The sequence below is a fragment of the Sphingorhabdus wooponensis genome (assembly GCF_003933235.1).
Taxonomy (GTDB): Bacteria; Pseudomonadota; Alphaproteobacteria; order Sphingomonadales; family Sphingomonadaceae; genus Sphingorhabdus_B; species Sphingorhabdus_B wooponensis.
Genome location: NZ_RWJI01000001.1, coordinates 1,093,215 through 1,114,716 on the forward strand (window position 1 = coordinate 1,093,215; position 21,502 = coordinate 1,114,716).

Annotated in this window: 20 protein-coding genes; 4 read left to right on the forward strand and 16 right to left on the reverse strand. The window is 56.2% G+C overall.

Annotated features, from left to right (window positions below; genetic code table 11):
* Positions 1-23: 23 nt before the first annotated feature.
* Positions 24-1,172 (forward strand): alpha-hydroxy acid oxidase, encoded by a 1,149-nt coding sequence (locus tag D7D48_RS05445; protein ID WP_125230321.1) that lies wholly within the window; start codon positions 24-26, stop codon positions 1,170-1,172.
* Here the strand turns inward: D7D48_RS05445 and D7D48_RS05450 are convergent.
* The gene (locus tag D7D48_RS05450) at positions 1,169-1,783 is read right to left on the reverse strand and encodes a LysE family translocator (protein WP_221738623.1); all 615 of its coding nucleotides are present in this window, start codon (positions 1,781-1,783) and stop codon (positions 1,169-1,171) included. The two genes, D7D48_RS05445 and D7D48_RS05450, sit on opposite strands and share 4 nt — an antisense overlap.
* Positions 1,784-1,860: 77 nt before the next feature.
* Here D7D48_RS05450 and D7D48_RS05455 point away from each other — a divergent pair, with 77 nt between their 5' ends.
* A complete protein-coding gene (locus D7D48_RS05455; protein WP_125230322.1) occupies positions 1,861-2,868 on the forward strand; it encodes an LLM class flavin-dependent oxidoreductase in 1,008 nt (335 codons plus the stop codon).
* Here the strand turns inward: D7D48_RS05455 and sdhA are convergent.
* Genes sdhA through sdhC form a run of 3 tightly spaced genes read right to left on the reverse strand, consistent with a single transcriptional unit; the run spans position 2,843 to position 5,477 of the window.
* Complete coding sequence (sdhA, locus tag D7D48_RS05460; protein WP_125230323.1) at positions 2,843-4,645, reverse strand: succinate dehydrogenase flavoprotein subunit; 1,803 nt, start codon at positions 4,643-4,645, stop codon at positions 2,843-2,845. The two genes, D7D48_RS05455 and sdhA, sit on opposite strands and share 26 nt — an antisense overlap.
* The gene (sdhD, locus tag D7D48_RS05465; RefSeq protein ID WP_125230324.1) at positions 4,645-5,034 is read right to left on the reverse strand and encodes a succinate dehydrogenase, hydrophobic membrane anchor protein; all 390 of its coding nucleotides are present in this window, start codon (positions 5,032-5,034) and stop codon (positions 4,645-4,647) included. The genes sdhA and sdhD overlap by 1 nt, the downstream gene beginning before the upstream one ends.
* Positions 5,034-5,477, reverse strand: a complete 444-nt coding sequence (sdhC, locus tag D7D48_RS05470; RefSeq protein ID WP_125230325.1) for a succinate dehydrogenase, cytochrome b556 subunit — start codon at positions 5,475-5,477, stop codon at positions 5,034-5,036. Before sdhC ends, sdhD begins: the two co-directional genes overlap by 1 nt.
* A 163-nt stretch (positions 5,478-5,640) precedes the next feature.
* Here sdhC and D7D48_RS05475 point away from each other — a divergent pair, with 163 nt between their 5' ends.
* Positions 5,641-6,333 (forward strand): SDR family NAD(P)-dependent oxidoreductase, encoded by a 693-nt coding sequence (locus D7D48_RS05475; protein ID WP_125230326.1) that lies wholly within the window; start codon positions 5,641-5,643, stop codon positions 6,331-6,333.
* Positions 6,323-7,303: a 50S ribosomal protein L11 methyltransferase gene (locus D7D48_RS05480; protein WP_245964343.1), complete on the forward strand. Its 981-nt coding sequence runs from the start codon at positions 6,323-6,325 to the stop codon at positions 7,301-7,303. Before D7D48_RS05475 ends, D7D48_RS05480 begins: the two co-directional genes overlap by 11 nt.
* 11 nt (positions 7,304-7,314) lie before the next feature.
* Here D7D48_RS05480 and phhA read toward each other — a convergent pair whose 3' ends face one another.
* The 12 genes from phhA to D7D48_RS05540 all read right to left on the reverse strand — a co-directional run bounded on the left by phhA (position 7,315) and on the right by D7D48_RS05540 (position 21,476).
* Entirely contained in the window at positions 7,315-8,184 is an 870-nt protein-coding gene (gene phhA / locus D7D48_RS05485) for a phenylalanine 4-monooxygenase (RefSeq protein WP_125230328.1), read from the reverse strand.
* Positions 8,185-8,255: 71 nt separating this feature from the next.
* Complete coding sequence (gene ligA / locus D7D48_RS05490; RefSeq protein WP_125230893.1) at positions 8,256-10,271, reverse strand: NAD-dependent DNA ligase LigA; 2,016 nt, start codon at positions 10,269-10,271, stop codon at positions 8,256-8,258.
* Positions 10,272-10,300: 29 nt separating this feature from the next.
* Complete coding sequence (locus tag D7D48_RS05495; protein WP_125230329.1) at positions 10,301-10,864, reverse strand: hypothetical protein; 564 nt, start codon at positions 10,862-10,864, stop codon at positions 10,301-10,303.
* Complete coding sequence (gene recN, locus D7D48_RS05500) at positions 10,861-12,516, reverse strand: DNA repair protein RecN (RefSeq protein ID WP_125230330.1); 1,656 nt, start codon at positions 12,514-12,516, stop codon at positions 10,861-10,863. Before recN ends, D7D48_RS05495 begins: the two co-directional genes overlap by 4 nt.
* A 4-nt stretch (positions 12,517-12,520) precedes the next feature.
* Positions 12,521-13,315, reverse strand: a complete 795-nt coding sequence (locus tag D7D48_RS05505; protein WP_125230331.1) for an outer membrane protein assembly factor BamD — start codon at positions 13,313-13,315, stop codon at positions 12,521-12,523.
* A 173-nt stretch (positions 13,316-13,488) separates the two neighbouring features.
* Positions 13,489-15,810, reverse strand: coding sequence for a polyribonucleotide nucleotidyltransferase (pnp, locus tag D7D48_RS05510; RefSeq protein WP_125230332.1), 2,322 nt, complete (start codon positions 15,808-15,810; stop codon positions 13,489-13,491).
* A 201-nt stretch (positions 15,811-16,011) separates the two neighbouring features.
* Complete coding sequence (rpsO, locus tag D7D48_RS05515; protein ID WP_125230333.1) at positions 16,012-16,281, reverse strand: 30S ribosomal protein S15; 270 nt, start codon at positions 16,279-16,281, stop codon at positions 16,012-16,014.
* Positions 16,282-16,297: 16 nt separating this feature from the next.
* The gene (gene truB / locus D7D48_RS05520) at positions 16,298-17,200 is read right to left on the reverse strand and encodes a tRNA pseudouridine(55) synthase TruB (RefSeq protein WP_125230334.1); all 903 of its coding nucleotides are present in this window, start codon (positions 17,198-17,200) and stop codon (positions 16,298-16,300) included.
* A gap of 6 nt (positions 17,201-17,206) precedes the next feature.
* Positions 17,207-17,788 carry a thymidine kinase gene (locus D7D48_RS05525; protein ID WP_125230335.1) on the reverse strand — a complete coding sequence of 194 codons (582 nt, stop codon included), beginning with the start codon at positions 17,786-17,788 and terminating at the stop codon, positions 17,207-17,209.
* Complete coding sequence (gene rbfA / locus D7D48_RS05530; protein ID WP_125230336.1) at positions 17,788-18,216, reverse strand: 30S ribosome-binding factor RbfA; 429 nt, start codon at positions 18,214-18,216, stop codon at positions 17,788-17,790. Before rbfA ends, D7D48_RS05525 begins: the two co-directional genes overlap by 1 nt.
* Positions 18,217-18,245: 29 nt before the next feature.
* Complete coding sequence (infB, locus tag D7D48_RS05535; RefSeq protein WP_125230337.1) at positions 18,246-20,798, reverse strand: translation initiation factor IF-2; 2,553 nt, start codon at positions 20,796-20,798, stop codon at positions 18,246-18,248.
* 21 nt (positions 20,799-20,819) lie between these two features.
* On the reverse strand, positions 20,820-21,476 hold the full coding sequence (locus D7D48_RS05540; protein WP_342769815.1) for a DUF448 domain-containing protein: 657 nt from the start codon (positions 21,474-21,476) through the stop codon (positions 20,820-20,822).
* Positions 21,477-21,502 lie beyond the last annotated feature (26 nt).

The following is a 21,502-nucleotide window of genomic DNA, read 5'->3' on the forward strand; positions in this document are numbered from 1 at the left end:
GCAAGGTCTGTCATAAGCCCGAAATGCGCTTACAAAATTGTCACAATGTCGCAGATTTCCGCCGCTTGGCAAAATCGCGCCTGCCTTCACCTATCTTCAATTACATCGATGGCGCCGCCGACGATGAACGCACCAAGAACCGCAACACATCGTCCTTTGACGATTGCGATTTGGTGCCCAATGTCTTGGCGGGCGTGTCAGAAATCGACATGGGGGTAACTGTGATGGGACAGCGGATTGATATGCCGCTGATGCTCTCCCCCACCGCGTTGCAGCGCCTGTTCCACTGGCAAGGCGAGCGTGCCGTTGCCTCAGTCGCGCAGCAGCATAACACCTGGTTTGGCATCTCCTCATTAGCCACCGTCAGCATTGAAGAAGTCGGCGCGACCATCAAAACACCAAAAATGTTCCAGCTTTACATCCACAAGGATAAGGGGCTGAACACATCGATGATCGAACGCTGCAAGGCGGCAAAATTTGATGCCATCGCGTTGACAGTCGATACGATCGTTTCCGGAAACCGCGAACGGTGCTTGCGCAGCGGCTTTACTTCTCCGCCGCGGTTCACGCCTGCCTCGGTGATGAGCTACGCCATCCACCCCAAATGGGCGCTGAATTACCTGTTTCGGGAAAATTTCGCCCTGCCCAATCTGCAGACGCATGTCGATGCGGGCACCAATGTCGCGGTATCGGTGGCGGAATATTTCAATACGATGCTCGATACATCGATGGACTGGGCCATGGCCGAAAAGGTCCGTTCGATTTGGGGCGGTGAATTCTGCTTAAAAGGCATCATGTCCGTTGAGGATGCAAAACGCGCCGTCGACATTGGCGCGACCGCAATCATGGTGTCCAACCATGGCGGGCGGCAATTGGACGGGTCGCGTTCCCCCTTCGATCAAATCGCCGAAATCGCCGATGCCGTGGGCGGGAAAATTGATATCATTTGTGACGGCGGCGTGCAGCGCGGAAGCCATGTGTTGAAAGCGCTGGCCGCAGGGGCCACTGCCTGTTCGGGCGGGCGGCTCTATCTATATGCTTTGGCAGCAGCAGGCCAACCCGGCGTCGAGCGCATTGTTGGCAAATTGCGCGACGAAATCGCGCGCGATATGCGCCTGATGGGCGTGACATCACCGGCGCAGCTTGATCGGTCCATGCTGCGCTGGCGCTAAGCTGTGGTAAAAAGGAACCAGATAGCGATACCGGCCAACAAAATGGCAGAGACGCGGCGAACAATGTGCGCCCTGTTCCCGGCGGATATCCATCCATGTGCCTGCGCCGCTAGCGTAACAATGACCAGATGCACAAAGGTGGCAATCGCGACATAGCTTGCCGACAGCAACGCCGTTTGCGGCGCAACTGGCGCATTTTGGGTTATGTTGGCAGGTAGGACGGTTATGAAGAAAACCGCGGCCTTAGGGTTCAGCAAGTTCAACAGCAGCCCATGGCGAAACCATGCGCCGAGCGCATTGTTGCTTATGCCGTCTGCAATTGCTTCCTCTTGCCCCGCCCATGTCTTCCACGCCAGCCAGAGTAAATAAGCGACGCCAGCATAGCGCAACAGGCTGAACAAAGCTGGAGAACGCGTCGCCAACGCCGCAAGACCAACAGCAGATGCCGCAGCCAATATCGCGAGGCCAAGCGCAATCCCGGCTACGGCAGCAAATCCAGACCTTTTACCTTCGCTGGCACTCGTCAACGCCAACCACGCCATATTTGGACCGGGGGTAAGCTCGATCAGCATTGTTGTTATAAGGAAAGGTATGAAAAGTTCGGTGATCACATCACCGCATATCGCACGGCGCGGCGAAATAGTCGATTGCGCTTGGCTTTGGAACGATAAGCCACCATTTAAGCGTCATGACATCCTACTCTTTTCTGGATCTGGTGCCTGTTGTGGAAAGCGGATCGGTCGCAAGCGCGCTCGCCAATGCGGCGGACCTTGCGGCATATGCCGAAAAACTTGGCTTTACCCGTTATTGGGTTGCTGAACATCACGGCATGCGCGGCATTGCAAGCGCCGCCACCAGCGTGGTGATCGGGCATATTGCCGCCGCAACGCAGACTATCCGCGTTGGCTCCGGCGGTATAATGTTGCCCAACCATGCGCCCTTGGTCATTGCCGAGCAGTTTGGCACGTTGGACGCGCTTTATCCGGGGCGGATTGATCTGGGCCTTGGCCGCGCGCCCGGGAGCGACCAGCACGTTGCCGCCGCAATCCGGCGGACGCTCGACAGCGATCCCAATGCATTCCCGCGCGATGAGATGGAATTGCAAAGCTATTTCGCCGATGATGGCAAAACGGGTATTGTCGCAACGCCGGGTGCAGGCGCTGACGTGCAAATCTACATTTTGGGCAGCAGCCTGTATGGCGCGCAGGTGGCCGCGGCTTTGGGTCTGCCCTTCGCCTTCGCCAGCCATTTTGCGCCACAGATGCTGGATGAGGCGCTGCATATCTATCGCAGCCATTTCCGCTCAAGCGCCGTGCTTGACGCGCCGCACGCGATAGCCGCGTTCAACATCATCGCTGCCGACAGCGATGCGGAAGGCGAATTTTTAGCGAGTTCGTTGATGCAAAGCTTCGTTGCTTTGCGCACCGGTAACCCGCGCCAATTGCCACCGCCTGTGGAGGGCTATGTCGCGTCCCTGCCCCCGCATTTTGCATCGGCGTTGAATGATGTTCTGTCCGCCAGCGCCATCGGCGCGGCTGACACTGTAAAATCCGCGGTTCAAGCGTTTCAGGCGCGAACGCAGGCCGACGAAATCATCGTCGCCTGTTCGGTTTTCGACCATGAAAAGCGCAAACGGAGCTTGGAAATTACCGCCACCGTTTTTGCAGAAATCAATACACCCGCGGCTTCGGCTTGATATACTCGGCCTCGTCGGTGAGCGTGTAATCATGCACCGGGCGGTAGTCGATCTTGACCTTACCGCCGGAACCACCCCAACCGTCAAACCATGACGCCGTGTGCTTCATCCAATTGGCATCATCGCGCTCGGGGAAATCTTCGTGCGCATGGGCGCCGCGGCTTTCCTTACGGTTGTTTGCGCTTTCGATCGTGCAGACTGCTTGCGCCATAAGGTTATCGAGCTCTAGCGTTTCGATAAGATCGGTGTTCCAGATTAGGCTGCGGTCGGTCACATGCACGTCGGCGAGACGCTTATTGACCTTCTGCATTTCAACGACGCCTTCTTCCAACAACGCGGTGTCGCGGAATACGGCAGCATGCTTTTGCATTGTCCGCTGCATTTGCAAACGGATGTCTGCAGTCGGCGATCCACCCTTTGCATTGCGGAACTTGTCGACACGCGCGAGTGCAAGGTCAGCAGCGTCCGCAGGCAATGCCTTATGCGGCGCGCCGGGGGTCAGGGTCGATTTCAAATGCAAGCCCGTTGCACGGCCGAACACAACAAGGTCAATCAACGAGTTTGAACCCAGACGGTTGGCGCCATGCACCGAAACGCAAGCGGCTTCTCCAACGGCATACAGGCCCTGAACTATGACTTCAGGATCATCGCCCACCTTGTTGACGACTTGGCCATGATAATTGCACGGAATACCGCCCATATTATAGTGAACCGTTGGTGTCACAGGCAAAGGTTGGCGGGTCAGGTCGACGCCAGCAAAAATCTTACCGCTTTCGGTGATGCCGGGCAAACGCTGCGCCAATACCGCAGGGTCGATATGATCGAGGTGCAGGTAAATATGGTCCTTATGTTCGCCAACACCCCGCCCTTCGCGCATTTCAAGTGCCATCGAACGGCTGACCACGTCGCGTGAGGCAAGGTCTTTTGCCGATGGGGCATAACGCTCCATAAAGCGTTCACCTTCGCTGTTGGTCAGGTAACCGCCCTCGCCGCGTGCACCCTCGGTGATGAGGACGCCAGCACCATAAATACCCGTTGGGTGGAACTGGACGAATTCCATGTCTTGCAATGGCAAGCCAGCGCGCAACACCATGCCGCCGCCATCGCCCGTGCAAGTGTGCGCCGAGGTTGCGGAGAAATAGGCGCGGCCATAGCCGCCGGTTGCCAGCACGACAGCGTGGCTCTTAAACCGGTGGATGCTGCCATCTTCCATGCACATGGCGATCACGCCGCGGCATTCGCCATTTTCCATGATGAGGTCGAGCGCGAAATATTCGATGAAGAAATCCGCGTCATATTTCAGGCTTTGTTGATACAAAGCATGCAACATGGCGTGACCGGTACGGTCGGCAGCAGCAGCCGTACGCTGAACGGGTGGGCCCTCGCCCATATTCTGCATATGGCCGCCAAAGGGGCGTTGATAGATAGTGCCATCGGCGTTGCGCGAGAATGGCACACCGGCATGTTCCAATTCGTAGACCGCCGCAGGTGCCTCACGCACCATATATTCGATGGCATCTTGGTCGCCGAGCCAATCGGAGCCCTTGACCGTGTCATACATATGCCAGGTCCAATGGTCTGGCGAGTTATTGCCTAGCGATGCCGCGATACCGCCCTGCGCTGCGACAGTATGCGAACGCGTTGGGAAGACTTTAGTAATACACGCGGTTTTCAAACCTGCTTCCGCACTGCCCATGGTGGCGCGCAGACCCGACCCGCCGGCGCCAACGACGACGGTGTCATATGTGTGGTCGATAATCTTATAAGCGTCTGACATCAGGCGGGAGCTCCGGTAAATGCGAGTTTTGCAACGACGAAAATGCCGAATACGGCGCTGGCGATGACGTAAAAGTTTAACAGCGCCATGGCCGCGAACTTCAGGCCGTCATCATGGACATAATCCTCAATCAACACCTGAAGGCCCAAGCGGGCATGCACGAATATATTGGCAATCATCAAGATCATGGGAACGGCAACCAATGGCTGCGCCAACCACTGCGCCAAGGCCGCTTGATCAAAACTTGGGATCATAAACAACGACGCAACGAACCAAGTGGTCAGCAGGACATTGCCAATCGCTGTCAAACGCTGCTTCAGCCAATGTTCGCCGCCATGCTTGGCCGAACCTAGGCCACGGACGCGACCGATATTTGTTCTACTGTCCATCACAAAACTCCAAGAAAGCGCGATGCCACAAACAAGGCGACCAATGCAGTTGCAAAAATGGCTGCAACAAATGCAACCGATGCCCACAGTCGGTTGGTCTTCAATTCATAGCCAGCGCCAATGTCGAGCACGAGGTGACGAAGCCCCGACGCCAAATGTTGAAAGAAGCTGAAGGTCACGGCCAGAGCCACAAGGCGGAAGAACCAGTTGCTGGCAACTTGCAATACCGTGCCATCGGCACCTGCCGAAACGACATATTGCTGGAACGTGGCATAGCTTTCTGCGCCACCCCCGATAGCCGACAGCCACCACAACAAAGTCATCATTCCAGCAGTCGCGAGAACAAAGCCTGTCGCGCGGTGGAAGATCGAGATGGCCATTTGCGGCGACCAACGATACACCTGCAAATGCGGTGACAGTGGCCGGTTAGGGTTTTTCGCCATAATTTTAGCGTCCTTCATAAATGCAAGCGGTCGACGTTGCCACGCTCTTTAATCGAATAACGCCGCCTTGCAAGGCCTGCGCATTGCGAAACACGCAATCGGCTGACCAATTTCTTCAATAACTTTGGTTGAACTTTCGGCTGCGCTGTGAAAAGCAGCGCGCATGAAAACGCATATTTTGATCACCGGCGCCTCGCGCGGAATTGGCGCAGCAATCGCCGCAAGCTTTGACCCTGCCACAACGAAGGTCGTTGCCTTGTCCAGCAAGGATGGCGACTTGAATGACCCCGCGGTTCCCGCGCTGCTGTGGGCACAGGCGCTTGAGCGTTTGGACGGCCGGATTGACGTCCTCATCAACAATGCAGGCGTCTTCGAAGCAAACTTGCTTGCACGGCCCGACGAGGCATGGCTGGAAAGCTGGAACCGCACGCTGCAGATTAACCTGACGGCCAGCGCGGACCTGTGCCGCCGCGCGGTGCTGCATTGGCAAGCCAGCGGCGCGTCAGGCCGTATCGTCAACATCGCGAGCCGCGCCGCATATCGCGGCGATAGCCCTGCCCATTGGCATTATGCCGCATCAAAGGCAGGCATGGTCGCGATGACCAAGACCATCGCGCGGGCCTATGCCAAAGAGGGTATTTATGCCTTCACCATCTGCCCCGGCTTCACGATGACAGGTATGGCGGAAGACTATCTGGAGAGCCGCGGCGGCGATAAATTGCTGGCCGACATCCCCTTGGGCAAAGTCGCCGACCCCGAAGAGGTCGCAGTCATGGCGAAATTCTGCGCTTTGGAAGCGCCACCATCGATGACCGGCGCGGTGCTCGACGTAAATGGCGCCAGCTATGTCCGGTGATTGGAAAGTCCAATTTCCCTGCACCCGTGCAGAGGCGGAGGCCATACATGAAGACGATGAATGGCTGGCGTCGCTCGACCCCATGCCCTCTATCGTGGCGGATGAAGTTGAGGCGTTTAACGATAATAAATGGCAGTTAAATGCCTATTTTGCAGGCAAACCGACGAAGGCGGTTATCAAGTCCATTCATGATCGCTTGGCCAGCGCTGCACATGTAAATCCAATCGTCGAAGAACTGCCCGATGCGGACTGGGTCGTGATGAGTCAACAAGGGTTGGAACCAGTCCATGCAGGCCGTTTTTACGTGCACACCAGTTCGAACAAAGGGAGCGTTCCCAAAGGCGCAACGCCGTTCCTGATTGAGGCGAGCCGCGCTTTTGGTACAGGTGGCCATGAAACCACGACCGGCTGCCTAAACATGCTCGACAATATGAAGCGCGCAGGCAAGCGCTTTGACGTCATCGCAGATATCGGCACGGGCACGGGGCTGCTCGCCTTTGCCGCACATCGTCTGTGGCCAAAGGCCTATTTGACCGCGTCCGACATTGATCCAGTCAGTGTTGAGGTCACAGCGGACAATGCGCAGGTCAATAACGTGCCCTGCGGCGTTTCTCAGGGACAACTGGCGCTTTGTGCAGCCGAAGGCACCGCGCACCCACTCATTATCGCACGGGCGCCGTACGACCTTGTTACGGCCAATATTCTTGCTGGCCCCCTGATTGAGCTTGCGCCGTCGATTGCAAATATATTGCGCGACAATGGTTCATTGATATTAGCGGGGCTGCTGAATACCCAAATAGAGGCTGTATTACGCGCCTACAAACGCCAGGGCTTCCGCCTCGAAAAGCGAACCGATTTTGGTGACTGGCCGTGCCTATGGCTCGTAAAGCGCCGCACTTATGGTTGGAAACGCCCCGTGCGCGCCACTGGCCGCACGAGCCAGCCCCCTGGAGATTTCGGCACATGGTAGCGCCAAGTTAGTCAGCGACCGGCTTCCAACGCATATGCTTGCGTACCACGCGTGATCAGCACATCATTTGGTAATAGTTCACTGGCATTTATGTCGGGCAGCGTTTCCAGTTGCGCATAAAGCGGCGCGAAGTCGGTCTCGAGCGTGACGTTCAGCAATTGGTCGATGCTCGAAATCACAAAATAGCTCTGCTGAAAATCGTCAATCCGGTAATGCGTACGCATAACCCGAAGCAAATCGAACGCAATCCGGTTCGGGCTTGGATCATCCAATGCAAAGATGCTTTCGGCATAGCTGGAGAGTATCCCCGCACCATAAATGCGCAGGCCGTCGGCTTGCTGGATTAGACCAAACTCCACCGTATACCAATATAGCCGCGCCAGATGGTCGAGCGCACCATAGCCCAACGACCGCAGCCCGCCTTTGCCATAGGCCACCATATAATCGGCAAATACCGGATCGGCGAGCATCGGCACATGGCCAAATACATCGTGAAAGACATCTGGTTCTTGCAGATAATCCAGCTGGTCTGGTGTCCGAATGAAATTACCGGCGGGAAAGCGGCGGTTGGCCAGATGGTCAAAAAACACATCATCCGGCACAAGGCCGGGAACCGCCAGTATCTGCCACCCAGTCGCCGCCATCAACCGCGCATTCAATTCGCGATAATCGGGAATGCCGGGGCGGGAAAGCTTGAGCACATCAATACCGCGCATAAACGCATCGGCCGCTCGCCCGGGGAGCATCGCCGATTGCCTTGCAAACAGACGGTCCCACATCGCATGCTCATCCGCGCTGAACTTCTCCCAATTTTGGGGTACCGTCCAATCGGCCTGCGCGCCAGCGGGTGGCGTTTCATAAACGTGGCTAATTGGGTCCATGACAACTGGTTACACTTGAAACCAGATTACAGCAACTGCTGTCGCTTATTCTGCACCGCCAAGAAGCACTCTTAAGCGCTTTGCACGATATTGGCCCATTCGGCTTCATCAATAACCTGAATGCCAAGCGCATTTGCTTGTTTCAGTTTCGACCCGGCACCGGGACCAGCGACCACAAGATCGGTTTTGGCACTGACTGAGCCCGCTGCTTTCGCGCCCAGCGCCTCGGCCTGTGCTTTGGCTTCATCACGGCTCATCGTCTCTAATTTGCCAGTGAAGACAATCGTTTTCCCCGTCCACGCGCTTTCGCGAATGTTGGAAACATAAGCAGGCGGACTGACTTCGTTCAAAAGGTCGGTCCACACAGACAGATTATGGGGTTCATGGAAGAAGTCGCCCAATGCCTCGGCAACTGCCCCACCGACCCCGTCTATCGCGGTGACATCGGCAATCGCGGCTTCATCGGCCTGGGCCAGTCTTTGGCCGACCTTGCCGATTTCTTCGACCGATCCGAACGCCTTAAACAAATCCCGCGCCGTGACCGTTCCTATATGACGGATTCCCAAACCAAAAAGCAGTTTTGCGCCGTCTGGCGCACGCTTTGCCTCAATCGCTGCCAACAGGTTATCCACAGACTTATCCTGCCAACCATCGCGTGCCAATATTTCGGCGCGGCGATTGCGTAGCCGGAATATGTCCGCAGGGCTTTCCAACCAGCCCAGATCAAAAAACTCCTGAATGGTTTTCTCGCCCAACCCCTCAATATCCAGCGCGCCGCGGCTGACAAAATGGATAAGGCGTTGCACGCGTTGCGCGGGGCAAATCAGCCCTGCTGTGCAGCGCACATCTACTTCGCCCTCTTCGGCCACCGCTTCGGAACCACATTCCGGGCAATGCGCAGGGAATTCATAGGCCGGACGCACATTTTCACGTGTGAGATTCTCAACAATCTGGGGAATGACATCCCCTGCCCTTTGCACTACCACGCGGTCGCCCGGACGCACGCCCAAACGCGCTATCTCGTCGCGGTTGTGCAACGTCACATTGGATACAACCACGCCGCCAACAGTCACTGGCGTCAGGCGACCAACCGGCGTCAACTTGCCCGTCCTGCCAACCTGTATATCGATTTGCTCCAACGTCGTTTCCGCGCGCTCAGCCGGAAATTTATGTGCAATGGCCCAGCGTGGTGATTTGGCTACAAAGCCAAGCCGTTCCTGCCATTCCAAACGGTCCACCTTGTAGACAACGCCATCAATATCATAAGGCAAATCGGCACGGCGGCGTTCTATGTCAGCATAATGCGCTAGGACGTCATCGGTATGTTCAAAGCGGCGTAGCAAGGGCGATATCGGCACACCCCAATCGGCAATCGCCGCCATCACCTGACTTTGCGTATCGGCGGGCAGCTCACTTACCTCACCCCAGCCATGCGCCAAAAAGCGCAAGGGGCGCGATGCTGTAACCTTCGCATCCTTTTGCCGCAAAGACCCCGCCGCCGCATTACGCGGATTGGCGAACAGCTTTCCATTTTTTGCCGTTTGCGCGTCGTTAAGCGCCGCAAAGTCGGATTTCGCCATATAGACTTCGCCGCGTATTTCGAAAACGTCTGGCACGACTCCCTTAAGCTGTTGCGGGATGTCGGCGATATAAGCGACATTGGCTGTTACATCCTCACCCACGCTGCCGTCACCACGCGTGGCCGCTTGTTTCAAGACGCCTTTTTCATACCGCAATGACAGTGAAAGCCCGTCAATCTTGTCCTCCGCCGTTAACGAAACCTCTGCGTCTGCGGACAAGTTCAAGAAGCGTCGCACGCGCCCGACAAAGTCATGAACATCTTGAGCCGCAAAGGCATTGTCGAGGCTCATCATCCGCTTGGCGTGGGTGATTTTTGGAAGGCCCGAGCCTTCGACTGCCGCCCCCACTTGCGAGTTAGGGCTATCGGCGCGGATTAGGTGCGGAAATGCAGCCTCTAATGCATTGTTACGACGCACCAATGCATCATATTCCGCATCGGAAATTTCAGGCGCATCTTCGGCATGGTAACGTTTATTGTGGTACGCAATCTGTTTCGCCAAGCGCATCAGCTCATTGGCAGCATCCGCCTCAGATGTCACTCACTCGCTCCGGTGATAGGGTTACCCACGTCAAACGCCACCCGGAACAAACGGTTCGGGCGAGCCAATTCATAGGTCAATGACCGACCGGCATCGATTTCAAATGCCCAAATGTTCGTGTTCGAAACCGTGCGACCCTCTTTGGTGAACATGGCCTTGGAATATGCATCGGCAGGGAATTCTTGCCGCGTCGCTGTCCCTGCCTGCGCGGTGTCGCCGCCATATTGCGACACAGGGTCTTCGGTGCCGTCCTTTAACATATGGCGGTGCTTCAGGCGCAGGCCGTTGTCGGTCCGTGTAATGATCCAAGTCCGTGAGCGATCTTCGCCAACATCAAAGGAAATCTGAATTTCGCGGTCGGTGCAGGTGCGGACATGGGCCTGCATCTTGGCCGAGGCAAAGCTTGCGTCGCTATCATCGCCTGCGGCTAATTTACCATTGAAGCTTTTGCCGCATAGCATGGACATATCTGCGAAAAACTTATCCGCCGGTTGTGCCGATGGTTGCGGCGTCGCATAGGCGCTGGCCGACAAAGCCACTAAAATCCAAAACATCTTCATACGGTCTCCAATAATCGCACAGCCTGCGCCCGTGCCTCATCTGTTATCTCTGCGCCGGACAGCATGCGGGCGATTTCTTGGCGGCGGGCTTCGGCGTCGAGCAAGGTGACTCCAGTGCGGGTCACGGTGCCTTGGTTCGATTTCGCAATAAAATAATGCGCTTTGCCTTTGGCGGCGACCTGCGGGCTATGTGTGACGGCCAATAACTGTGTGCGTGTCGCAAGACGCGCAAGGCGTTCGCCAATCGCCGCAGCAACGGCGCCGCCCACGCCCCGGTCGATTTCGTCGAAAATAATCGTGGCAGCGCCGCCCTCTTCGGCCAATGCGACCTTCAACGCCAGAATGAAGCGTGACAATTCCCCGCCCGATGCGATCTTCGCCAAGGGTGCGAAAGGTGCGCCGGGGTTGGTCGAAATCAAAAATTCGACACGGTCCATACCAAAGGCCGTCCAGCGATCTTCCGGCAATCGCTCAACCGCAGTCTGAAATTGCGCCGCATCCAACTTTAACGGCGCCAGTTCATTCTTCACCGCAACGTCCAACTTGGCCGCAGCCGCCGTACGGACCGCAGACAATGCGGTAGCGGACTCGACATAGGCACAGTGCTTGGCCTTGACCTCAGCCTCCAGCACCGCAAGCCCCTCGCCACCTGCCTGTATCGACTGCAATTGCGCCGTCAGCTTTTCCTGCAAAGCGATAATACCGTCGGGCGCTATATTATGCTTGCGGGCCAATGCGCGCAGCTCAAACAAGCGCTCCTCAATCTCATCAAGTCGTGCGGGTTCATATTCAATCGCGCGCGCGGCAGCGTTCAATTTACCTTCGGCCTCGCTCGCCTCAATCACCGCGCGGTCCAATGCGGTCAGCGCTTCGGCCAATAAGGGGTGCGCGTCGGCCAGACGATCCAGTTTGCGCGCCGCACCACGGATAAGCGCCAAGCCACTTTTCGGGCCATCAAAGCTTTCCAGCACAGCTTTCAGGTCTTCGGCAATGCGCTCGCCCTTTTGCATGTCGGACCGCTCACCCGCGAGCTGCTCTTCCTCGCCCGGTTGCGGATGGAACGCGGCGAGTTCGGCCACGGCATGCTCCAGCCATTCGCGGTCGCGCGCTGCGTTTTCGAGCGCCTCACGCGCAATATCCAAACGCGATTTGGCATCCTGCCATGCGGCAAAATTGGCCGACACGGTTGCGGTGTCACTCCGGCCAAAGGCGTCCAGCAATCCGCGATGTCCGCGCGGGTTCAACATGCCGCGATCATCATGTTGGCCGTGAATTTCAACCAATGCCGCGCCCAATTCCCGCAAAAGCGCGGCTGAACAAGGTTGGTCGTTGATAAACGCCTTGCTGCCGCCATCGGCCTTCACAGAGCGGCGGATGATTAACGGCTCATTGCCATCAATATCAATGTCATTATCGGCCAAGAAAGCCGCGACATGAGCGGGTGTATCAAAGCTTGCCGTCACCTGTGCTTTTTCGGCGCCGGACCGCACCAAACCGCTATCGGCGCGGGCGCCAAGGGCAAGGCCAAGCGCATCCAGCAATATAGATTTACCGGCCCCAGTCTCACCGGTGAGCACGCCAAGCCCGCTTGCAAATTCCAAGTCCAGTGCCTCGATCAGCACGACATCGCGGATCGATAGCCCCGTTAGCATGGCATTACGCGGCGGGTGCGTTCTTCTGTATCAAATTATAGGCACGCGCATACCATTCGCTGCCGGGATAATTGGCACCGAGTACGGCCGCAGCCTTCTTCGCTTCTTCAGGCACGCCCATGGCAAGATAGCTTTCGGTCAGACGATATAGCGCCTCTGGTGCGTGGGTCGTGGTGTCATATTTGTCGATCACCTCACGGAAGCGCAAAGATGACGCGAGCCACAAGGCACGGCGTTGGTAGAAACGGCCAATTTCCATTTCTTTGCCGGCCAGATGGTCGCGGACAAGGTCAATCTTCAACGTGGCATCCGACGCATAACGCGAATTGGGGTACCGGCGCTGCACTTCGCCCAAAGCGGCCAATGCCTGTTCCGAAATCTTCTGGTCACGCGTAACGTCGCTGATCTGCTCATAATAAGACAAAGCGATCAGATAATATGCGTAAGACGCATCCTTATTACCCGGATGGATTGACAAGAAACGGCGCGACGATTGGATCGACTCATTATATTTCTGCGCCATATAATAGCTAAACGCGCTCATTAGCTGCGCACGGCGGGCCCATGGCGAATAAGGATGCTGACGCTCTACCTCGTCAAATAACGCCGCAGCAACTTCATATTGCTTGTTATCCAGCTTGTCCTTTGCCGCCGAATACAGCGTATTTACGTCGCGCGCGACATAACGGGTGTTGCTACCCGGCTTTGCTCCGCCACCACCTAGACCGAGCATAGCGCAGCCGGAAAGCAGGGAAGATGCGGCCAATAGCGCAACGGGCATAAGGAATTTTTTGTTCATGAATGTTCCCTAGATAATCTTGTCCGCCCCGCCAAGCCTTTTGCTTGGCACGGCACATAAACTCACATCAAGCGTGGCCGAAATATGCTGTATCGGTGATGAACTACGACCCTAATGGCCATAAAAAAAGGGGCCGCCGAAGCCGCCCCTTTCCTCTCCAATCGTTTACGGATTTAATCTTTCAAGAAAGCTGGCACATGGTCGGGATCGCCCCCGCCCTTGTTTTCGCCCTCTGAACGCTCTTGGCGGGGGCCACGGTCGCCGCGGCCTTCACCACGTCCGCCATCACGGCGTGGGCCACGGTCGCCACGGCCTTCGCCGCGTCCACCACCGCCGCCTTCACGACGGGGACCACGATCGCTGCGCTCGCTCTTTTCGCGGGGCGGGCGTGTGTCTTCCAGCTCTTCACCGGTTTCCTGGTCTACGACACGCATCGACAGGCGCACCTTGCCGCGTGGGTCGATTTCAAGAACCTTGACCTTAACATCCATGCCTTCGCTGACGACGTCCGTCACCTTCTCAACGCGCTCATTGCGCATTTCGCTGACGTGGACGAGACCGTCCTTGCCACCCATGAAGTTTACGAATGCGCCGAAATCAACGAGATTGACGACCTTACCGTCATAAATCTTGCCTACTTCTGCTTCTTCAACGATGCCCGAAATCCACTTACGGGCCGCTTCGATCTGCGCGATGTCAGACGACGAAATCTTGATAAGACCTTCGTCATCAATGTCGACCTTCGCGCCGGTGGTCGCGACGATTTCGCGAATAACCTTGCCGCCGGTGCCGATGATGTCGCGGATCTTCGCTTTGTCGATCTGCATCGTTTCAATGCGCGGCGCATGCGCGGACAATTCGCCGCGAGCTTCACCCAATGCCTTGGCCATTTCACCAAGGATATGCGCGCGGCCTTCCTTGGCTTGGTTCAATGCAGCTTCAAAGATTTCGCGGGTAATACCGGCAATCTTAATGTCCATCTGCATCGTGGTGATGCCTTCAGACGTACCAGCTACCTTGAAATCCATATCGCCGAGATGATCTTCGTCACCCAAGATATCCGAAAGGACTGCGAAATCCTTGCCTTCTAGGATCAAGCCCATCGCAATACCTGAAACCGGACGCTTGATAGGAACGCCAGCGTCCATCATCGCAAGGCTTCCGCCGCACACCGATGCCATCGACGACGAACCATTGGATTCGGTAATGTCGCTGGTGATACGGATTGTGTAGGGAAACTCTTCCTTGGAAGGCAACACAGCGTGCAGCGCGCGCCATGCAAGCTTACCATGGCCGATGTCGCGGCGGCTTGGTGCGCCAAAGCGACCAACTTCACCAACGCTATAAGGTGGGAAGTTGTAATGCAGCATGAAGTTTTCATAATGCAGACCGCCAAGGCCATCGATCATCTGCTCTGCATCCTTGGTGCCCAAAGTGCAGGTTGCGATGGTCTGGGTTTCACCACGAGTGAACAACGCCGAACCATGTGAACGTGGCAAGAAGTGCGTTTCCGCCAAAATTGGACGGATTTGCGAAGTGGTGCGTCCGTCGATACGTGTGCCGTCCTTAAGGATGGCGCCGCGCACAATTTCAGCTTCCAGCTTCTTCATCAACTTGCCAGCAGCAAGCTGATCTTGCGGTGCAGCATCAACAAACGCTTCCTTGGCCTTTGCGCGCGCCGCGTTCAACGCGTTGCTACGTGCCGACTTGTCGGTCAACTTGTATGCAGCGGCAATATCCTTGCCGATCAGCTTCTTCAGCTTTTCCTTAGCGGCAGACAAATCAGCCTGCTCTGCCATCGCCCAAGGCTCCTTCGCAGCTTGCTCAGCAAGCTTGATGATAGCCTTAACGACTTCCTTACACGCATCATGCGCAAACAGGACGGCACCCAGCATGATTTCTTCCGAAAGCTCATTGGCTTCGGATTCCACCATCATCACCGCGTCATATGTTGCGGCAACAACGAGGTCGAGGTCGCCTTCGGCAACCTGCGCGTCAGTTGGGTTCAGGATATATTCGCCGTTCAGGTAACCAACGCGTGCTGCGCCGATTGGCCCCATGAATGGAACGCCCGAAATGGTCATTGCGGCCGACGCGGCAACAAGTGCCAAAATGTCAGGCTCATTCTCGCCATCATAGCTAAGAACCTGCGCAATTGCGTTAATTTCGTTGTAGAAACCTTCTGGGAACAGCGGGCGAAGTGGACGGTCGATCAGACGCGAAACCAGCGTTTCCTTTTCAGTTGCTCCACGTTCACGCTTGAAAAAGCCACCGGGAATACGGCCAGCTGCGGAATATTTTTCTTGATAGTGAACGGTGAGCGGGAAGAAATCCTGGCCATCTTTCACAGACTTTGCGGCGGTAACCGCGCAAAGCACAACAGTTTCGCCAAGCGATGCCATAACAGCGCCGTCAGCTTGACGGGCAACTTTGCCCGTTTCGAGTGTCAGGGTTTGTCCGCCCCACTCGATGGATACAGTCTTCGTATTAAACATAAATTTTCCTTTGACCCGCATGCCCAATGCGATGCGGGGCCTCTTGAGTTGCGGAATTACCGATCCGCCGCGGATGGGGCATTTTCGAGCCCCGATGACAGTCCAGCCTCATTGCCGGAATGCCCTTTTCATGCGCACCCGAAATTCATTTTTGGAAGGCGCAAAACGCAAACGGCCCGCCGAGGCGGGCCGAGAGTGAATTTACTTACGAAGGCCAAGCTTCGCGATGAGGGCGGTATAACGCGCCGCATCAATTTTTTTCAGATAGTCGAGAAGCGAACGGCGCTTGTTAACCATTTGCAAAAGGCCACGACGCGAGTGATTGTCCTTGTGGTGGTCTTTAAAATGGGATGTCAGGGCATTGATACGGTCAGTCAGGATTGCAACTTGCACTTCTGGTGATCCGGTATCGTTAGGCTCGCGTGCGTGCTCTTTAATGACCTGGGCTTTACGTTCTGCAGTAATAGACATATTTTTCCTTCGAACATCATGGAGTTAAGTTAAAGCCACGGACGGTTTTCAATATCCCGTCGACGTTCTCCACCAATGCCAGTGGCCGCAAATCTGCGCCCCTCGCCCAATGTAGCCCATCTTCCATGGCAATCCCGGTCAAGACGCGGCCCTGCTGGACTGCCCTTGCCTGTTCCGGGGAGAGATTAAGAGCCGGGATGTCGACCAGCCCTGCCTCTATCGGCAAGATAATGTCTTCTTGCGCGGCTCCTTGGCCGAATGCATTCAGTTTGTCCAGCGAAATCGCGCCTTGCACGCTGAACGGCCCTGCGCGCGTGCGGCGTAGCATCGTGACATGCCCGACTGTACCGACTGCATATGCAATGTCCCGCGCCAAACTGCGTATATAGGTGCCTTTGGAGACGTCGGCGGTGAGCGTGACGGCATTCAAAGCCTCAACGGTCGCAACACTGTGCAAACAAAGGTCGTGCACCGTCACATAACGGGGCTTCATCTCCACAACCTCGCCTGCACGCGCCAAGTCATACGCGCGCTTGCCGTCAATTTTTATTGCCGAATAAGCAGGCGGAATTTGTTCGATGGGGCCAATAAATTGAGCCAACGCTGCTTCGACTTGTGCCAAGCTCGGGCGGTGATCGGATGTCGCTACGACCTCCCCTTCGGCATCCAGACCGCTGGTTTCTGTTCCAAAGCAAATGGTAAAGTCATAGATTTTCGATGCATCCAGCATACGGCCGCACAATTTGGTCGCTTCGCCCAAAGCAATCGGCAGAACACCCGTTGCCAAAGGATCAAGCGTGCCGCCATGGCCGACCTTGACCTTGCCAAAGCCCGCTTCACGCAAATTCCGCTTTACCGCAGAAACCGCCTGCGTTGAGCCCAACCCAAGCGGTTTATCGAGGATGATCCAGCCATGCATGCTGATCTATCGCGCTGCCCGCGCCTCATTAAAATGCTTGCGGCACATGGCGATGTAGCGATCATCGCCGCCAATTTCGGTTTGCGCACCGTCGACCACTGCTTTTCCGAACTCATCCACACGCAAGTTCATTGTCGCTTTGCGTCCGCAATCACACACACCTTTAAGCTCAACGAGACTATCCGCTATTCCAAGCAAGGCAGCGGATCCGGGAAACAGCTCACCTTGGAAATCCGTGCGCAGGCCGTAACACACAACCGGAATTCCCGCCTTGTCGGCGAGTGCCGCGGCTTGCCAAACTTGCTCTTTGCTTAAAAATTGCGCTTCATCGATTAAGACACATGCCAGCGGCGTTTCATCATGCTGGGCAAGCACCGCTTTTTCGATGTCAGTTGTCGCGTCAAAGCGGCTAGCGTCACCTGCAAGACCAATACGCGAGCTGATAGCGCCATAGCCGGGGCGGTCATCAATCGCGGCGGTCCAAAGCATGACTTTCATGCCGCGTTCGCCATAATTAAACGCCGCTTGCAGCAAGGTCGACGATTTGCCTGCATTCATAGAGGCATAATAAAAATATAATTTGGCCATTACACGGCGTCGTCCGCTGGCGCGGCAGCAGCATCCTCGGTCAAGTCTTGCTGGACCTTGGGCGCGCTCAATAAGGTTTCGATATGCGTTGCTTGATCAAAACTGTCATCCGCTAGGAATTTCAATTTTGCGGCATATTTCATGCTGACCCGTGCGGCGACTTCCTTTTGGAAAAACGCTGTATTCGTGCGCAGTGCCTTGAGCACCACCGCCTCATTCACCCCAAGCAGCGGTTTAATGAACGCCGTCGCATGGCGCAAATCCGGGGACATGCGCACTTCAGTCACGCTGACGCTGTGGCTGTTGAGGATATCATCATGCACCTCACCGCGCGCTAGCAGCTCCGACAATATATGCCGGAATTGCTCCCCTACGCGCAGCAGGCGTACTGAACGGCCTTCGGGGCCCGTATCATTATGTTTAGCCATGATATTCCCCGTTCAGGACCGAGCTAAAATCACAACGTCCGTTCACGCTCCTCGATCTCAAAGACTTCGAGCATATCGCCTGCCTTGACATCGTTGGTATCCGCCAGAACGACGCCACATTCCATACCGGCGCGAACTTCGTCGACATTGTCCTTGAAGCGGCGCAGCGACGCAATCGTCGTTTTCGATACGATGACGTCTTCGCGGGTAAGACGCGCGTGCAGACCCTTTTTGATGACGCCCTCGGTGACCAAAAGACCAGCAGCCTTGTCGCGCTTGCCGGATTTGAACACATCCTTGACTTCGGCGCGTCCAACAACAGTTTCGATGATTTCTGGACCCAATTCGCCCGCCATTTCTTTGGCGATGTCGGCGGTCAGGTGATAGATTACATCGAAATATTTCAAACGTACGCGGTCACGCTTCGCCAAGGCAGCGGCCTTAGCATTGGGGCGCACGTTGAAACCGATAAGCGGCGCATTGGAGGCCGCCGCCAGCAACATGTCGGATTCGGTAATGCCGCCAACGCCGGCCAGCAATACACGGACCTTGATGTCGTCAGTCGAGATGTTGTTAAGTGCAGTGACAATCGCTTCAACCGAACCTTGCACATCCCCCTTGATAACCACAGGATATTCCATCGCGCGTGACGCAGACAGATTATCAAACAGATTTTCCAAATTCGGCGTGACTTGCGCTGTGCGCACCTTGGTCGATTGTTCCTTACGATACAAAGCAACCTCACGAGCACGCGCTTCGCTTTCAACAACGGTCAGAACGTCCCCTGCCGATGGAACACCGGTCAGGCCAAGCACTTCGACTGGGGTTGCAGGGCCGGCTTCGGAAACTTGCTGTCCCTTTTCGTTGATCAACGCACGAACTTTACCGCTCTGGGCGCCAACTACGAAGATATCACCGCGCTTCAGCGTGCCGCGCTTCACGAGCACAGTTGCGACAGCACCGCGGCCCTTGTCGAGTTGTGCTTCGACCACGACGGCTTCTGCCGCGCGGTCTGGATTGGCTTTCAGCTCCATGACTTCGGCCTGCAGAGCAAGCTTTTCAAGCAAAGTATCAAGGCCTGTCTTCTTCAGCGCTGAAACCTCAACGTCCTGAACATCGCCGCCCATCGCTTCAACGATAACTTCATGCTCAAGCAAACGCTCGCGCACCTTTTGAGGGTTTGCGCCCTCTTTATCGATCTTGTTGATCGCAACAATCATTGGCACATTAGCAGCCTTGGCATGCTTAATGGCCTCAATTGTCTGCGGCATAAGACCATCATCGGCAGCCACCACCAAAATCACGATATCGGTTACCGATGCACCGCGCTGACGCATTTGCGTGAACGCTTCATGGCCCGGTGTATCGAGGAACGTGATGACCGAGCCATCCTTTGCCTTCACCTGATACGCGCCAATATGCTGGGTAATGCCGCCCGCTTCGCCGGATACGACATTCGCGCCACGCAAGGCATCCAGCAAGGACGTCTTACCATGGTCGACATGGCCCATGACAGTTACGACCGGGGGACGCGGCTTCATGGTTTCAGCGCTATCTACATCGTCATCATGGAAAATGTCGACATCGGCATCCGACACGCGTGTGATGTTGTGGCCAAATTCTTCGACCAGCAATTCTGCCGTGTCTTGGTCAATGGTTTCGTTGATCGTGATTGGCATGCCCATTTTGAACAATGCTTTGACCAAATCGCTGCCTTTTTCCGCCATACGGTTGGCAAGTTCTTGCACCGTGATGGTTTCGGGCACGACAACGTCGCGGGTTTGCTTCACCTGTGCCTGACGGTTGCCACCGCCATGGAGGCGCTTTTCTTTTTCACGCGCACGCTTCAGCGCGGCCAGTGATCGTGCACGGGCGCCGTCGTCGCCTTCCAGCGCGCGGGTAACCGTGAGCTTCCCAGACTGGCGGCGGTCATCGGCTGCACCGCGCGTTGGACGATGCGGTGCCTTTTTGATTTCCTCACGCTCGCGCTCTGGGCGTTTGGGCGCTTCTACAGGTGTAAAGCGACGCGGCGCAGGCGCGGCACCGTCCCTATTGCTTTCTTCCGCAACAGCTTCATCCGCATCCATGGACGCAGGAACGACTGTTTCAACGGCGGCGGCGGGCGGTGGTGGCGGCGCTGCAGCAGCCTCCTCACGGTTGGCTTGGGCACGCAGGCGTTCTTCTTCGGCGCGTTGCGCACGTTGTTCCGCTTCACGGCGGCTGCTTTCCTCAAGCATCGCCAAGCGCGCCTCTTCGGCTTCGCGTAGCAGCTTTGCCTGACGCTCCTGACGGCTGAGCATGTCATTGCCCGTGGGGCGTGGCTTAGGCGCTGGCGCGGCCACAGGTGCAGGCGCGGGCGTTACTGGCGCCGCGACAGGCGGCGGAGGTGGTGGCGGTGCCGCAACTTCGGGCTCCGGCGCATAACCAGGCTTACCGACAAGCTTTTTGCGCTTCACCTCAACCACAACCTTATTGGTGCGGCCATGGCTGAAAGTCTGTTTCACTTCGCCGGACTCAAGCGAGCGGCTCAAAGTGAGCGGCTTGCGCGTCAAAGTCGGCTTATTATTATTTTCATCACTCATCGAAACAGAACCCGTCCTTACTCAGTCAATTGCGGAGATGTCAGCGTCATTGCCCCGCAAGTCCGCAGCCAAAGCAGCGGAATCGAATGGCGCATTACTGCATCCTTTGAAATTTAGCCAGCGTCCAAGATGATGCATCACCCGCTCCGCCGCTTTTTGATTAATCAATGCAACGTGCACAGCATTTTGCCGTCCAAGCGCTGCAGACAATGCATCCCGGTCCACAGGTAGCTTCACGCCGCCCTTTCCGGTCCCTTCAGCGTCTTCGCCAACGCGCCATGCTTGGTCGCGCTTGCCGCTGCCATCGGCGCTTGCGTCCGATGCGTGCAACAATAGCTTCACTTGACCACTGCGCGACGCGGAATCGATTTTCTCGGCACCTAAGATAAGGTGCCCTGCCCGCGCTTCCAAGCCAAGCCGATCCAAAAAGGCCTTCTCCAAGCCGCGATCAATGCGGCCTGTGAGGTCATCGATGATCTCAATCTTATCCGTTTTGAACGCACGGCGCAGCAATCCAGCAAGCTTACCCTTGGCGAGCGCCTTGGACAATTCTTCACCGGAAACGCCAATCCAAGCGCCACGACCGGGCGCCTTTGCGAATAGGTCAGGTGCAATACTACCATCGGGCCCGAGGGCAAGCCTGATGAGCTGGGCACGAGTCCCATGCTCACCTGACAATATGCACTTCCTTATTGGGGAGTGTC

What these genes read in the sequence shown, in the direction of transcription:
- recN (WP_125230330.1), bottom strand. Translation starts at nt 12,516, where the DNA reads ATGCTAACGGGGCTATCGATCCGCGATGTCGTGCTGATCGAGGCACTG.
- sdhA (WP_125230323.1), bottom strand. Translation starts at nt 4,645, where the DNA reads ATGTCAGACGCTTATAAGATTATCGACCACACATATGACACCGTCGTC.
- truB (WP_125230334.1), bottom strand. Translation starts at nt 17,200, where the DNA reads ATGCATGGCTGGATCATCCTCGATAAACCGCTTGGGTTGGGCTCAACG.
- D7D48_RS05505 (WP_125230331.1), bottom strand. Translation starts at nt 13,315, where the DNA reads ATGAACAAAAAATTCCTTATGCCCGTTGCGCTATTGGCCGCATCTTCC.
- rbfA (WP_125230336.1), bottom strand. Translation starts at nt 18,216, where the DNA reads ATGGCTAAACATAATGATACGGGCCCCGAAGGCCGTTCAGTACGCCTG.
- pnp (WP_125230332.1), bottom strand. Translation starts at nt 15,810, where the DNA reads ATGTTTAATACGAAGACTGTATCCATCGAGTGGGGCGGACAAACCCTG.
- infB (WP_125230337.1), bottom strand. Translation starts at nt 20,798, where the DNA reads ATGAGTGATGAAAATAATAATAAGCCGACTTTGACGCGCAAGCCGCTC.
- D7D48_RS05480 (WP_245964343.1), top strand. Translation starts at nt 6,323, where the DNA reads ATGTCCGGTGATTGGAAAGTCCAATTTCCCTGCACCCGTGCAGAGGCG.
- D7D48_RS05455 (WP_125230322.1), top strand. Translation starts at nt 1,861, where the DNA reads ATGACATCCTACTCTTTTCTGGATCTGGTGCCTGTTGTGGAAAGCGGA.
- D7D48_RS05445 (WP_125230321.1), top strand. Translation starts at nt 24, where the DNA reads ATGCGCTTACAAAATTGTCACAATGTCGCAGATTTCCGCCGCTTGGCA.
- sdhC (WP_125230325.1), bottom strand. Translation starts at nt 5,477, where the DNA reads ATGGCGAAAAACCCTAACCGGCCACTGTCACCGCATTTGCAGGTGTAT.
- rpsO (WP_125230333.1), bottom strand. Translation starts at nt 16,281, where the DNA reads ATGTCTATTACTGCAGAACGTAAAGCCCAGGTCATTAAAGAGCACGCA.
- ligA (WP_125230893.1), bottom strand. Translation starts at nt 10,271, where the DNA reads ATGCGCTTGGCGAAACAGATTGCGTACCACAATAAACGTTACCATGCC.
- D7D48_RS05475 (WP_125230326.1), top strand. Translation starts at nt 5,641, where the DNA reads ATGAAAACGCATATTTTGATCACCGGCGCCTCGCGCGGAATTGGCGCA.
- phhA (WP_125230328.1), bottom strand. Translation starts at nt 8,184, where the DNA reads ATGGACCCAATTAGCCACGTTTATGAAACGCCACCCGCTGGCGCGCAG.
- D7D48_RS05525 (WP_125230335.1), bottom strand. Translation starts at nt 17,788, where the DNA reads ATGGCCAAATTATATTTTTATTATGCCTCTATGAATGCAGGCAAATCG.
- sdhD (WP_125230324.1), bottom strand. Translation starts at nt 5,034, where the DNA reads ATGGACAGTAGAACAAATATCGGTCGCGTCCGTGGCCTAGGTTCGGCC.
- D7D48_RS05495 (WP_125230329.1), bottom strand. Translation starts at nt 10,864, where the DNA reads ATGAAGATGTTTTGGATTTTAGTGGCTTTGTCGGCCAGCGCCTATGCG.